This window comes from Nocardia sp. 852002-51101_SCH5132738, assembly GCF_001665695.1.
GTDB classification, from domain to species: domain Bacteria; phylum Actinomycetota; class Actinomycetes; order Mycobacteriales; family Mycobacteriaceae; genus Nocardia; species Nocardia nova.
Window position 1 is genome coordinate 50,240 of sequence record NZ_LZML01000164.1, and the last position, 12,194, is coordinate 62,433.

A 12,194-nucleotide genomic window follows, 5' to 3' on the forward strand; every position below is an offset into this window, starting at 1 on the left:
GCGCGCCGAGCACGCGCATCCTGGTCGAAGTAGGGGACCGAAACAGGGAGGATCGGATGACGGCAAGGGGTCCGGACCCGACGAGTGCGGCTCCGGGAGACCGCTCGGCCGGGATCCCGCCGCAGTATCGCCTGCGCGACCTCTGGATCATCCGCCACGGCGAAAGCCGAGCCAATGCCGCGTTCAGCGCCGGCGCCGACGAGCCCTTCCCCGGCAGCGACTGCGATGTCGAGCTCTCGCCCACAGGGTACGAGCAAGCCGCCGGGCTCGGACGCTGGCTGGCCGGGCTGGACCCGGAGCGAGCGCCGCAGCTGGTGGTGTGCTCACCGTATCTGCGCGCGCAACAGACCTGGGCGGCGATGGCGCGCACTGCCGAAGGCGCCGGCGCCTTACCCATGGTGACCGACGAACGCTGCCGTGACCGCGAGATGGGAATCTTCGAACTCTTTCCGCCGCAAGCCATTCGACGCCGAGCGCCGCAGGAGTTCGAGCGCCGCGCCCGCCTCGGCGAATGGTTCTATCGGCCGCCGGGTGGGGAATCGCCGGCAGATGTCGCGCTGCGGATGCGCGATCTGCTCACCGAACTCGACCGGACCACCGCCGAGCGGATTCTGATCGTCGCCCACGACGCGATCGTCGTCACCGCAGCACACGTCCTGGCCGGTGTGGGTGCGACGCCACCGGCTGATATGCCGCCGGTGCCGAACGCCTCGATCACGCACTGGCACAACGGCGAGCACCATCTGCGGCTCGCCGCATGGGGCATTACGACATCCGCGCGCGACAAGACGATGCCGGGGACCATCGACGAGTGAGCGGGGCGCGACCCACTCGCCCGTTCAGGTGAACAGCGCGGCACGCGCGGCCGTCAGAGCCACCTTCGCGGCGGCGTCCGCGGTGCCGTCGTCCACCCGCTCTCCGGTGATCAGAACGCGGAAGTAGATCGGCGCCACCAGCGTTTTGATCATCTCCGCCGGATCGGTGCCTTCGGGTAGCTCCCCACGAGCGATCGCGCGCGTCACCACCGGCAGCGTTTGCCGAATCCGATCGCGGAAGACATGGCGTGCCGAGTTCGGGGGTGCGGGCAGGCCCGCGGCGGTGGACACCAGCACGGCCAGAATGGCTCGCCCGGAGGCGCTGTCGGCCCAGGCGACGAGGCTGCGCGCCAGCGCGCGGAGATCCTCGTCGACCGAACCGGTATCGGGAATGGGGATTTCCGCCGCGACACTCTCGGCCAGCGCCTCGGCGATCAGGCTGTCGCGGTCGGGCCATCGCCGGTAGACGGTGGTCTTGTGCACTCCGGTGCGCTGGGCGACGTTGTCGATCGTGAACGCGGCGTATCCGCGTTCGCTCAGCTCGTCGACGGTGGCGGCGAGCACGGCGGCGCGGACCTTCGGTCCACGTCCCAGAGGCGCAGACGAACTCATTGCAACTCCTAGTTGCGATATCGCGGACGGGCGGGCATGCTGACGATATCGCAACTCGATGTTGCGATACTCAGATGGGAGTCTCGATGCTGTCGAAACTTGTCCGGGGAGCCGCACTCCTGTTCCCCGGTCTGCTGGCCGGAGCGTTCGGCTACGGCGCCGTCAATGTGCTGTACGCGTTTCGTGAAGTGCCCCTTGATGTTCGGTTCACGTTCCATGTCGCGCTCATGCGAGTCAACGGCCCGGTCATGCAATCGCTGATGGCGCTGGCGGTGCTCGGTACCTTGGTGCTCGCGGTGCGATCGCGGGGAGGGCAGCGTCGGATCGCCGCGAGCGCGACGGTGCTGGTGTTGCTCTCCTTCCTGGTGACGCGATTCGGGAACGTGCCGATCAATCAGCAGATCAAACGGTGGGCGGTAGGCACCCCGCCGGCGAATTACGCCGATATCCTGCGACGCTGGGAACTGTTCCATTTCACCCGAACCGGTTGCGCCGTAGCCGCATTCGTTCTGGTGATCGTCGCGGTGGTCGGATTCGCCGCGGCCGACGACGGCATCCGCCGGAAGGACAATCCGCATCGGTCACCCTCGCGACGCGACTTCCGCAATCGCATCGTCGTCACCGCCCATCGCATCGGCCTGCCGTTCGGCCCCATCCACCTGCTCACCGTTGCGGGTCGTTCGACGGGAATTCCCCGGACCACGCCCGTCGCCCCGATACAGCTCGACGGCGACCGGTACCTCGTGCAGGCCTATCCGAACGCCGAATGGGTCGAGAATGCCCGCGCGGCAGGACGCGGTGTGCTCGCTCGCGGCCGGAAATCCCGGGTCGTGAATCTGATCGAAGTGCCCGAACCGCAGCGCCAACCCATGCTGCGTGCGTTTCCTGTGCAAAATCCCAGGGGTGCACAAGCTTTCGTCAGGAATGGTCTGGTCGAATCCGGCTCGCCGGACAGCTTCGCGGACGCGGCGGGCCGCTGCGCCGTCTTTCGCATCGAGCCGGTCTCCTGAGGCCGAATGTCGTCGCCGGTGCTGTATTCGGAGAGGAACCAATGATCCGCACGTCGTTTACGCCCGTCACCGGGCATGCCCTGGGAGTCGTTGCCGACGGCACCGTCAAAATAGTGCTCGCCGCCGTCTACATCATCGGCGCCGAATCGCTGAGTCATCGACTCGGTGTCGCCACCTGGCTCATGATCGCCTGCGCCGCAGCCCTGCTCATCGCAGGCGCCGGTGAATTCGCATACCTGCGCAGCCGCCCGATGAGCACAATTATGCGGCTCATGATCGGCTACGACACCGGCTGGACGGTTGTCACCCTCGTCGCGCTGCTGCTGGCATGGCAGGGGAACAGGGCGGCCGGCGAACTCTGGATCGGTTATCAGACACTCGCGCCCCTCCTCTTCGCAACTCTGCTCGGGGTGGCAGGCGACCGGAAATCCGAATCCGATCAGGTCGGCGCCGGCAACTCCGGCTCCGCATGATCGCTTCCTGGCGTGCGCTCCGTCGCGGGAGAGGAGCCGCATCTCAAACCCGACTCGTCCGTATGTACTGATGAGTAACGACGGCTTCGGTAATTCATTGTCTTACAACGCTTTCGACTGATGTAAGGTACTGTGCCTCTGGCGCCGCGATCGGTGGAGGCGTCGGATCGCTCGGATAATCGTTGTCTTACAGTGGAATCGAGATACGTGCGTGAATCACAAGCTCTGGTTGCTCGGTCGTTCTGTCACCGTCGGAACCCGGATGCTGGGCGAGAAGATTCACGGACCCAGATTGCGCTCCCTCGCCGACGTGCCGATCTCCGGTGACAAGATCACCCCCGAATGGCTGACCGCGGTGCTGTGCCGCGATGTTCCCGGCGCCGAGGTGTCGGGCTTCGAGACGTCCAACGGCAGCAGCGGCACCTCGACGAGGGTGGCGATCACGGTCGAATACAACGATGTGGGGACCCGGGCGCAGTTGCCGACCCGCTTGTTCGCCAAGACCACCACCAGTTTCAGCCAGCGGATCCTGCTGGGCGGCGGAAAGATGATCGACGGGGAAACCCGGTTCTTCCGCGACTTCCGCCCCGCCGTCGACATCGAGGCGCCGATCGGATACTGGGGCGCGTCCGACCCGGCCTCGTGGCGGTCGATCGCCCTGATGGAGGACATCGCCGCGACTCGCGGCGCCGTCTTCAGCGAACCCACCGCCTCGATCACCCGCGAGCAAGCCGAGGATCTGGTCCGCAATCTCGCCCGCCTGCACGGCACCTTCTGGGAATCCGAGGCGATCGACGTCCTCAACACCCCGGCGTACATGCTCGACGTGTATCTGTCCGCGATCGATATGAAGAAGCGGTGCGAAGTGGGCCTGCGCCGCGCGGAAGAGGTTGTTCCGCCCGCCCTGCACGGCAGCAGCGAACGGCTGTGGGCCGGCGTCGAGCGGGCGGTCACCATCGCGACCGAAGAGGTTCCGCCGACACTGCTGCACGGCGATCCCCACATCGGGCAGACCTACCGCACGAGCGCCGGCCGCATGGGTTTCGTGGACTGGCAGGTCGTGATGCGGGGCGGATGGGCACACGATTTCGCCTACACCGTCAATTCCGGATGCGAGCCGGAAGACCGCCGACTATGGGACAGGGACCTGCTGGCGGCCTACCTGGACGAACTGGGAGAGGCCGGCGGCAAGCCCCCGGCCTTCGAGGACGCCTGGTTGCTCTACCGGCAGCAGTCGCTGTTCGCCTACGCCGCATGGGCTTTCACCATCGGGCGTGCGAGTTATCAGCCCAAGATGCAGTCGAACGAAACCTGCCTGACCCTGTTACGGCGCATCACCACGGCCATCGACGACAACGATTCGCTGGGCGCCCTCGGCGTCTGACGCACCAACGCTTTACCACGAATGATCATCGTGCTGCCGATGGTCGTCCCGGCCAGGGTCGTCCGGTGCGACTACCGCAGCCTTCGACGCGCGCGACATCGCGTCATGCAGTTCGACGCAGCGTGCGATACGACAACTGGAGTGGTTGATGACTACGTCACAGTTCCCGACCCGCCCGACGATGTGTCCCGTTGCCCACGGCTCTCCGACGAGTTCCGACGGCCCGCGAGTCCCGCTGTTCACCCCGGATTTCTCCGACGACCCGCACCGCGTCTACCGCGAAATGCGCAGCCGATACGGCTCGCTCGCGCCCGTCGAACTGGCGCCGGGCGTGCCCGCGACGCTGGTGATCGGCTACCGCACCGCGGTGCGAATTCTCAACGACCCCGAACACTTTCCCGCAGACCCGCGCGTGTGGCAGCAGACCGTGCCCTCGGATTGCCCGATCCTTCCGCTGCTGGAATGGCGCCCGATGGCCAGCAGAAGTTCCGGTGCCGATTTCCACCGCTACCGTGAGGCCATTACCGCCGGTATCGACGCCGTCGACCTGCACTCGTTGCGCGCGGCGGTCGAGAAGGCCACGCTTCCCCTGATCAACAGCTTCTGCCAGGACGGCAAGGCGGAACTGATCACCCAGTACATCTACCCCCTCGCATTCGAACTCGTGAACGTGATGCTCGGTTGCCCGCCGGAGATCGGCGCGCAGGTCGCGGCCGGAACGGCCAAACTGCTCGAAGGCGTCGACGCCGAACAGGGCAACCGCATCCTCGGCGAGGCGCTGATGAGTCTGGTGCGCCTCAAACGAGCCACCCCGAGCAACGACATCACCTCGGTACTGCAACAACACCCGGCCGCCCTCGACGACACCGAGGTCTCCCACCACGTCTCCCAGATCTACGGCACCGGAATCGAATTCGAGCTGAACCTCATCGCCAACACGTTGCTGCTGGTCCTCACCGACAACCGATTCGGCGGCAGTGTGCTCGGCGGCAATCTCTCCTCCCGCGACGCGGTCGACGAGGTGTTGTTCAACGACCCGCCGCTGGCGAACCTCCTGATCACCTACCCCCGCCAGCCCATGCTGATCGACGACGTCTGGCTACCCGCCAATCAGCCGGTTGTCATCAGCATGGCCGCCTGCAACAACGACCCCGTGATTCGCAGCGACGATATGACGGGCAACCGATCGCACCTGGCCTGGGGCATCGGCCCGCACGCCTGCCCCGCGCAGTCGATCGCGTATCTGATCGCCCAGGAAGCGATCGACCAACTCCTCGACGCCCTCCCCGAAATCGAGCTCGCGACGGATGCGCCGAGCTGGCGGCCGGGACCGTTCCACCGGGCCTTGACGGCCCTGCCGGTGACATTCCCGCGGACCGAGCCGCTGAATTTGAACAACAAGCCGGCAATGCCGGGGTGAGAGCCGAGCAGGCCGAGGATCGCGCGACCACTGCTATTCGGACATGGAGTCCACGGCCTTCCCGATTCGACCGAGACTGGCCGCATACCGTTCGTCGACGCTGGTTCGCGCGCTGACGACCTCGACGATCTTCTTTCCGATGCTCTCGAGTTCCGCCAGGCTGGACAGGATGTCCTGTTTCCGCGCCGACGCGAAATCGACGAGCGCCGGTCCGCTCTGCCAGCCTTCGTTCGCTTGCCGCGCCGGTTCGATCTCATCGAATTGTTGCTCGAGCCGGGTTCGGGATTCATTGCTGTTGGTGGAGATGTCCACCCCGGCCTGTTGCGCGGTGGCCGGGTCGATACAAACGTCTGTCATGATGAAGCCCTGTCAGAAGAACGCTTCGCACGGATGGTAGCGAGGCGAGATCGGTTCGTCGGTATTCGATTGCAGCAGCGCGGATCCCACGACCAACGCGTAACCGACGCTGATGATCATCGCCGACGCCGCGACGACGATCGCGAGGACCTTCCTCGAGGTCGAGGAGAATCGCGCGGCGGCGACGATGAACACCACTGCCGCTGCGGCAGCACAGATCAAGAGGGCTGTCGCGGCCCAGCTGGAGGCGGTGGCGGCCGTCGGAACGGGAATGCTTCGCGCACAATGCGATTCGAGAAGAACGTCCGTCCGCTCCGCGAGTTTGTGATCGGCCACCACCAGTAGGAGAACGGCAGATGCGAAGCAGGCGAGGAAGATCGCGGCGGCCACGATCGCAGGGCGTTTCAACTACCAGGTCTCCTTCGGCCGAATGATCCGCACGTTCTGTGTGCCCGATTCGAGAATCCGATCCGGTCGGTCAGGCTGAAGTCCTTCCCGTTGGTGGTGTGCTGGGAGTAGAGGATGTCGCCGTTGGGAAGCACCGCGGTGACCACTGCCGTGTGGTGCGCTTCGCCCGGCTTGTAGTCGCCGACGTTCTGCGTGTGCTCCCAGTAGACGAGATCACCGGGTTTCGCGCCGGCGGTCCCGACCTCCTCCGCCCCATTGTTCAGGAAGAAGTTCTTCTGCTTCTCGGCATTGAACCAGGTATCGCTGTGGCTCAGTCCCTGCAGGGAACCGGGCCCCGGCGGGTCGAAGTTGATTCCCGCGGCCCGGCTGCGGTTCCAGCCGTCCGAATCGGTGGTCAGGGTGCCTTTGTAGTCGAGGCCGGCCGACGCGAGGGTGGTGGAAACAAAATTCGCGCAGTTGTTCTGGAATTTGTCGATCGAGGTATCGTTCGCGTGGTCGCGAGCGAACTGCACCGCCTTCACAGCGTTGTAGCCGTTGGAACCCTCGAGCTCCTTCTTCACGCTGTCGGGGATTCCGTTGAGGTCGTGAAGTTCGACCGGCACCGCCAACATGAGTTGTTTGCGCCGATCGACGGCCAGCGAGTCCCACCACGCCTTCACCACATCGGGGGGCTGGCCCTGCGGCAGGGTCTCGCGAATGGCGTCGAGTGCGTCGGCCACTGCCGCGGACTGCTGTTTCAACGCATCGTCGAGCGAGCTGGTGTCGACGTTGATATTCAGATTGCGCAGCGCGCCGGCGACTTCCTGGTCGGCCCGATCCGCCGCATCGATCGCATCCTTGATCAGCGCGTTGTACCGCCGGCAGTCATCCGCCGCGGTCGCAGGATCGTGATGCCCGGCGGGTACGACCAGAACGTCGCCCTCGAGCTCCAGGCCCGCGACCGTCCCCGCCGTGATCGCCGAACCGGCCTGTGCCTGCGCGATCCGAGCCGCGTCTTCCAACGTGTCCAGCGCGGTGACGGCACCTCGCAGCAGGACGCCGATCTCCTCCAACTTTCCCGTGACATCGGAGATCCGCCCGCGCACGAGCTCACCCAGATAGTCGGTCCAGGATTCCTCCAGCCGCCGCGATCCATTGGCATGGATCTCGGCGACGGCCTCCTCGCAATCCTTGGCCGCCGCCAGCAGATCATCGGCCGCGGCCTGCCAGCTGCCCGGATCGGCGTACCTGAGTTGATGCAGATCCATGACCGTCCCCCCCGTGCTTTGATGGTGGCCTGAGGGTAGTCAAAGCGCCAAAAACGGGCAAATGGAACAAATTTGGTGGCGCGGCGATCTCGGCCGGACGAACCGCACGCCGCCGGGCTATTTGCGGTGTCGGCCGGTATACCCCTCGGTCGACGGAGAATCCTGAGTATTCTCGCGACTGCCGGCCTCGCCGCCGGAGCCATCGGCCGCACCTTTGCCGATCCGGCGCGGTTTGGCGATCCGCCGGATGCCGGCGGCTGGGGCAGCTTCACCAGCTCGTTTCCGTCGCAGTTCGTCCAAGTCGACGACGCTCGCGTCCTGATCGCCGGGGCAGGCGTCATCCGCCGCAGGGCTCGAATCGCCCACCGCGGGGCCGTGCCACGCCGCAGCAGGGTTCACCGGCCATGCCCCGGTCTCCCGCTGCAATTCCGATCGCATGACGGGTCTGGTCGGAGGCGGATCGTTGACGCGGCTGCCCTCCGAACGCCACGTCTTGCGGGCGGGTTGGGCAGCGTCCTGCGCCACCCGCCGGGGACGCCGGGGCAGCTGGACAACCTTAGGCGCGCCCGCTCCGGTGTCCTTCGGTGCGGATCGCGATCCCGGTACTTCCTGGTCAGACATCGAATTACCGGGCGACGAGCGCCGCTGTCCCAGTCGCGGCGCCGGTCAGGTCGCCGAGTCGATGTCCACTTTTGTGGCTGATGGTGGTGCTCACGTCCCTATTGTCTCAGAGTGTCGTGGGTGGGAGCGAGGTCGGTGCGGTCGGGCGCGTGATGCTGTCGAACCGGCGTCGATCGGAGGGTGGGCGGCGGATCGCTGATGTGGTTAGGCGGGCCGGGCTCGAGGGTGGTGATGAGCCGTCGATCCGAATCATCGGAATCCGGAATCAAAGGCAGTGCGCGGGCGGAGCCGGGCTCCAGCTGCCGATGCAGCCGGCGCCGATGTACGCGAGCAGATCGATCACCGTCGAGCCGGTTTGCAGGACGACGGGTGAGTTCGCGGTGATCTGGTCAGTGTTGCTGTACTCCAAGGGGATTCCGGCTTCTGCGCCGGCGATGCCCGCGGGAGCGATACCGAAGGCGGCGACTGCGACCGCGAGGACGGCAAGCCGTTTCATAGTGTTCCTCTCGAACAACTGCATCAGGTTTCAGCGTTCGAGCCAGCATAGTGTGAAGTGATCATGTTTCGGAGTGGATCGGGGGGGCTTTGCGCAGATAGGCGGACCGGCTGCTTGCGAGGGTGAAGAGCTGTGGGGGAGCCGCGACCCAGCGGGATGCTGTACGCCCTGATAACCGCCGGTGCATCAGTACCAGAAGAGGTCAGTTGCCCGCGGCGGTCGCGGAGTCGGCGCGCTCGCAACGCGTGAGCCAGCGCTATCGGATCGGCCCTTTAGACGTCGGCGCCGTGGTGTAGCAGTCGGTCGCTGGCCCGAAATGTTCACAGCCCTGGAAGGTCGGAAATTCTGACACATCGAGGGCGAGGCTCGGGAGCTGTCACAAATGCTGTCGAACCTGAGCGAGCCCACCCCTGCCGGGCGATAGATTTGAATGGAAGTATTTCAATTTTCCTGTGGGGTGGGAGGATTCGTTGCATCGCACACGCATGTCCGGACCGGTATGCCGGGCTGTAACAGTCATGTCTGCCATATTCGCGCTCGCGATGTCGAGCGCGACCGCCGCGGCCGAGTCGGCTCCAGGGGAGTCGGACCCTGCGCCCGCGGCCTGCTCCCTGGCTGCCGCCTCGGTGACTCGCACCGTCAACGGTCAGCCCTACCTGCTGCGCGTTCCCAGCGGCCTGACCGGCGCCGCGCCACTGCTGGTCGCGCTCCACGGCGGCGGAAGCAACCCCAGCAGGCACGAAACCCAATCGGGCTGGACACCTTTCGCCGCACAGCAGAAATTCATCGTCGCCTACCCGCAAGGCGGCAAAGACGACGTCACCGACCCCAACCGCCCCGACGACCGCAGCTGGTACTTCGAAAACGGCAACCGGCACGACGTCGACTTCCTGCAACAGGTCATCGCCGACATCGAGAGCCACTGGTGCGTCGACACCAAGCGTGTCTATATGTCCGGCCACTCCAACGGCGGCCAAATGACCTCCCGCATGGCCTGCGCCGCATCAGCACAACTGGGCGCGGTAGCGATGTATGCCGGCGGCTCGCACGGCGGCTGCGAAGACGGCGTCCCGATCCGCAAACTGTCCTTCGGATTCTTCACCGCCGACAACGACTTCACCCAGGCCCCGGTCTATGCGGCACACCTCCAGTGGCGCGGCACCATCGGCTGCAGCAACGACGCCGCCACCGAATCCGGCCCCGAAGTAGCGGAAGGCTACCGGTATTCCTGCGAGCAGGGCGCCAACGTCGTCTGGCGCAAATACAAAGCAGGCAGCCATGATTGGCCGAGCGGCGACCGCGGCGCGGATGTGCGTGCCCGCATGTGGCAACTGTTCCAGAACCACCCACTACCGTGACAGCTCAGGCGCGCGACGGGACCCGTTGCGCGCCAACGAATCAGGCTGATCAACCTGACGGGGTTCGCCGGAGATTCCTGATGATCAATCGTTGATATCGTCCGAATCGGAGTTGTCTTTCAGGTACTCCGGCCGTCCTGACCAATGAGGTGGATTGACAGGCTGTCCCGTCCACGCATCCAGTGGCTGAATTTCGAAGATAGAACACGGCCGAAACCATCCTCGCCCCCAGGAATTCCTCAACCTCAGCGCGGTGCCAATGATCGATTCGATGTCTGTCGGGGGAGCCCTTGGCGAGGGACCTAGCGGACAGCTCGGTGTCGTACCCGACCAGAATGCGGAAATGGTCGTCGTCCAAGACGAGTTCGAGATGGTCCGATTTCCACTCTATCCTGGTGACGGTTCTTCCGCGTAGAGGCTTGAACAGCCAACGATCCTCGTGCTCAACGATGGCCCGAGGTGCCTCATCGGCTCCCATCAATCCTCCAGTTCGTCGAAGAACTCTTTGACGCCGTGGTCTTCGAACCCGCGCCCGCAGCCTTTCGCGACCGCGGTAGGCAGGGAGACTGTGTATAAGCCGACTTGGCTGGTGTCCGGCTGCGGGTGGGGGCGGGTCGGATTGTTCGCGATTCCCCAGTTGTAGCCGTGGGCAATAGAATACGGTGTCGTAGTTGGTGAGAGCGTCGGCGAGGCTCGCGGACACTTGCAGTGTGTGGTGGGCGGCTTTGTCGTAGGACTCGCCCCATTCTTTGCAGCCTGTCGCATCGCCGGTCATGCCGATACAGTCGTTGCGAATCGCGTCGTGTACGGGCTTGTCTGCTTTGCGACCGGCCGTCCATCGTGAGTGTGCATGAGCGAAGTCGGGAAATGGTCAGGTCACCGCCGAGTCGCTCATTGGGACGTCGGGGCGTGGAGCGATGATCGAGTCCGCTGTCAGGACGGAACCACGCGCCGCGGTTGAGGTGATGCGTCTCCTGTCGACAGGCTCAGCTGAGGCCGAGAGCCGTGGACGTTCAGAGACACCCCCGCATCAGACGCAGTGCGGCGCAGGTGCATCGTTGAAACGGTCGATTATCCACGCGGCGGCTGTCGGCACGTTGGCGAATTCGGGAATCCCATGGCCGACAGCGGTTCCCGGGACGAGTGGTGGCAGTTCGATGGTATCGAGGGTGACTGGAACCCCGCGCGAACACCAGGTTTGCGCGAGGTCGTGCACGCGACTGTAGGGGACCGCGTCGTCATTGACGTTGGCGGCGAGCAGGACCGGTGAGGCGGGGGTGAGGTTTCCGACCGCCTGTTCTTCGACGATGCGTCGCCCGACCGGGTCGCCGACGACCGCCGCGCCCAGCGATTCGCCGGTGGTGGTCCATTGCGAGGTGTGCTGGAACGAGTAGCTCAGCAAGGTTTCCGCGACGCACTGGTTGGCCGTGTTGCGCATCATGGCCCGGCCCTGATCGTTGAGGACACGGTCGAGCACGGGTTCGATTTCCGGGTTGGTGCGCACGGCGCCGTTGAGGAAATAGCCGACGGCTCCGATCAGGGTGCTTCCTTCGGCTCGGGCCAGGGTGTCGTCCAGCTTGACCGGCGGGGCGCCGGCGTAGGTGCCCTTCATGTTCAGCTCCGGCGCGTAGGTCGGCTGGAGCTCCGCGGCGGCCGCGGCGGCGTGACCGCCTTGGGAATAGCCCCAGAACCCAACCGGCCCTTGCGAACTCAATGAGGTTCCCGGCAGGCGCTGCGCCGCACGTGCCGCGTCGATTACCGCACGCGCCGAGGCAGTGCGGTTACCGTAGGGGTGGGGTCCCGGCGTTCCGAGGCCGACGTAATCGGTGAAGACGACCGCGATCCCTTGTGCCAGTAGATAATCGACGGCCAGCTGTTCGTAGGCGATCGACATGTCGAACGGCGGGCGGTAGTTCGGGGGTGTCATGGCAACCGTGTAAGTCCGGGCGATCTGTGATCAGATGCCCTCGGACGGGCGGTTGAAGGAGAGATT

General features: G+C 65.2%; 12 protein-coding genes. 6 read left to right on the plus strand and 6 right to left on the minus strand.

Translation table 11 applies throughout. The features are described from left to right. Positions 1-56: 56 nt before the first annotated feature. Complete coding sequence (locus A5789_RS25625) at positions 57-815, plus strand: histidine phosphatase family protein (RefSeq protein WP_197516727.1); 759 nt, start codon at positions 57-59, stop codon at positions 813-815. Between the two features lie 24 nt (positions 816-839). Here A5789_RS25625 and A5789_RS25630 read toward each other — a convergent pair whose 3' ends face one another. Beyond that, positions 840-1,427, minus strand: coding sequence for a TetR/AcrR family transcriptional regulator (locus A5789_RS25630; protein ID WP_063017810.1), 588 nt, complete (start codon positions 1,425-1,427; stop codon positions 840-842). A gap of 86 nt (positions 1,428-1,513) precedes the next feature. Here A5789_RS25630 and A5789_RS38090 point away from each other — a divergent pair, with 86 nt between their 5' ends. The 4 genes from A5789_RS38090 to A5789_RS25650 all read left to right on the plus strand — a co-directional run bounded on the left by A5789_RS38090 (position 1,514) and on the right by A5789_RS25650 (position 5,714). Then, positions 1,514-2,437 (plus strand): nitroreductase/quinone reductase family protein, encoded by a 924-nt coding sequence (locus tag A5789_RS38090; RefSeq protein WP_227462970.1) that lies wholly within the window; start codon positions 1,514-1,516, stop codon positions 2,435-2,437. Between the two features lie 41 nt (positions 2,438-2,478). Then, entirely contained in the window at positions 2,479-2,910 is a 432-nt protein-coding gene (locus A5789_RS25640) for a hypothetical protein (RefSeq protein ID WP_064903094.1), read from the plus strand. A 211-nt stretch (positions 2,911-3,121) separates the two neighbouring features. Beyond that, on the plus strand, positions 3,122-4,294 hold the full coding sequence (locus A5789_RS25645; protein WP_063017814.1) for an aminoglycoside phosphotransferase family protein: 1,173 nt from the start codon (positions 3,122-3,124) through the stop codon (positions 4,292-4,294). 148 nt (positions 4,295-4,442) lie between these two features. Then, complete coding sequence (locus A5789_RS25650) at positions 4,443-5,714, plus strand: cytochrome P450 (RefSeq protein ID WP_063017816.1); 1,272 nt, start codon at positions 4,443-4,445, stop codon at positions 5,712-5,714. A 33-nt stretch (positions 5,715-5,747) separates the two neighbouring features. Here the strand turns inward: A5789_RS25650 and A5789_RS25655 are convergent, their stop codons facing one another. The 4 genes from A5789_RS25655 to A5789_RS25675 form a co-directional block, all read right to left on the minus strand. After that, positions 5,748-6,071, minus strand: coding sequence for a hypothetical protein (locus A5789_RS25655; protein ID WP_155525767.1), 324 nt, complete (start codon positions 6,069-6,071; stop codon positions 5,748-5,750). Positions 6,072-6,083: 12 nt separating this feature from the next. Continuing rightward, positions 6,084-6,479 carry a hypothetical protein gene (locus tag A5789_RS25660; protein WP_064903090.1) on the minus strand — a complete coding sequence of 132 codons (396 nt, stop codon included), beginning with the start codon at positions 6,477-6,479 and terminating at the stop codon, positions 6,084-6,086. Then, on the minus strand, positions 6,476-7,726 hold the full coding sequence (locus A5789_RS25665; RefSeq protein WP_064903088.1) for an amidase domain-containing protein: 1,251 nt from the start codon (positions 7,724-7,726) through the stop codon (positions 6,476-6,478). The genes A5789_RS25660 and A5789_RS25665 overlap by 4 nt, the downstream gene beginning before the upstream one ends. Before the next feature lie 886 nt (positions 7,727-8,612). After that, complete coding sequence (locus A5789_RS25675) at positions 8,613-8,867, minus strand: hypothetical protein (protein WP_155525768.1); 255 nt, start codon at positions 8,865-8,867, stop codon at positions 8,613-8,615. Between the two features lie 494 nt (positions 8,868-9,361). Between A5789_RS25675 and A5789_RS25680 the strand changes: the two genes are divergently transcribed. Then, positions 9,362-10,201 carry a PHB depolymerase family esterase gene (locus A5789_RS25680; RefSeq protein WP_064903085.1) on the plus strand — a complete coding sequence of 280 codons (840 nt, stop codon included), beginning with the start codon at positions 9,362-9,364 and terminating at the stop codon, positions 10,199-10,201. A 1,030-nt stretch (positions 10,202-11,231) separates the two neighbouring features. Here the strand turns inward: A5789_RS25680 and A5789_RS25685 are convergent. After that, positions 11,232-12,128, minus strand: a complete 897-nt coding sequence (locus A5789_RS25685; protein ID WP_064903083.1) for a lipase family protein — start codon at positions 12,126-12,128, stop codon at positions 11,232-11,234. Positions 12,129-12,194 lie beyond the last annotated feature (66 nt).

Bases quoted from the DNA above. Each gene is read 5' to 3' on its own strand.
- A5789_RS25625 (WP_197516727.1), top strand. From the start codon at position 57: ATGACGGCAAGGGGTCCGGACCCGACGAGTGCGGCTCCGGGAGACCGC.
- A5789_RS25630 (WP_063017810.1), bottom strand. From the start codon at position 1,427: ATGAGTTCGTCTGCGCCTCTGGGACGTGGACCGAAGGTCCGCGCCGCC.
- A5789_RS38090 (WP_227462970.1), top strand. From the start codon at position 1,514: ATGCTGTCGAAACTTGTCCGGGGAGCCGCACTCCTGTTCCCCGGTCTG.
- A5789_RS25640 (WP_064903094.1), top strand. From the start codon at position 2,479: ATGATCCGCACGTCGTTTACGCCCGTCACCGGGCATGCCCTGGGAGTC.
- A5789_RS25650 (WP_063017816.1), top strand. From the start codon at position 4,443: ATGACTACGTCACAGTTCCCGACCCGCCCGACGATGTGTCCCGTTGCC.
- A5789_RS25655 (WP_155525767.1), bottom strand. From the start codon at position 6,071: ATGACAGACGTTTGTATCGACCCGGCCACCGCGCAACAGGCCGGGGTG.
- A5789_RS25665 (WP_064903088.1), bottom strand. From the start codon at position 7,726: ATGGATCTGCATCAACTCAGGTACGCCGATCCGGGCAGCTGGCAGGCC.
- A5789_RS25675 (WP_155525768.1), bottom strand. From the start codon at position 8,867: ATGCAGTTGTTCGAGAGGAACACTATGAAACGGCTTGCCGTCCTCGCG.
- A5789_RS25680 (WP_064903085.1), top strand. From the start codon at position 9,362: ATGTCTGCCATATTCGCGCTCGCGATGTCGAGCGCGACCGCCGCGGCC.
- A5789_RS25685 (WP_064903083.1), bottom strand. From the start codon at position 12,128: ATGACACCCCCGAACTACCGCCCGCCGTTCGACATGTCGATCGCCTAC.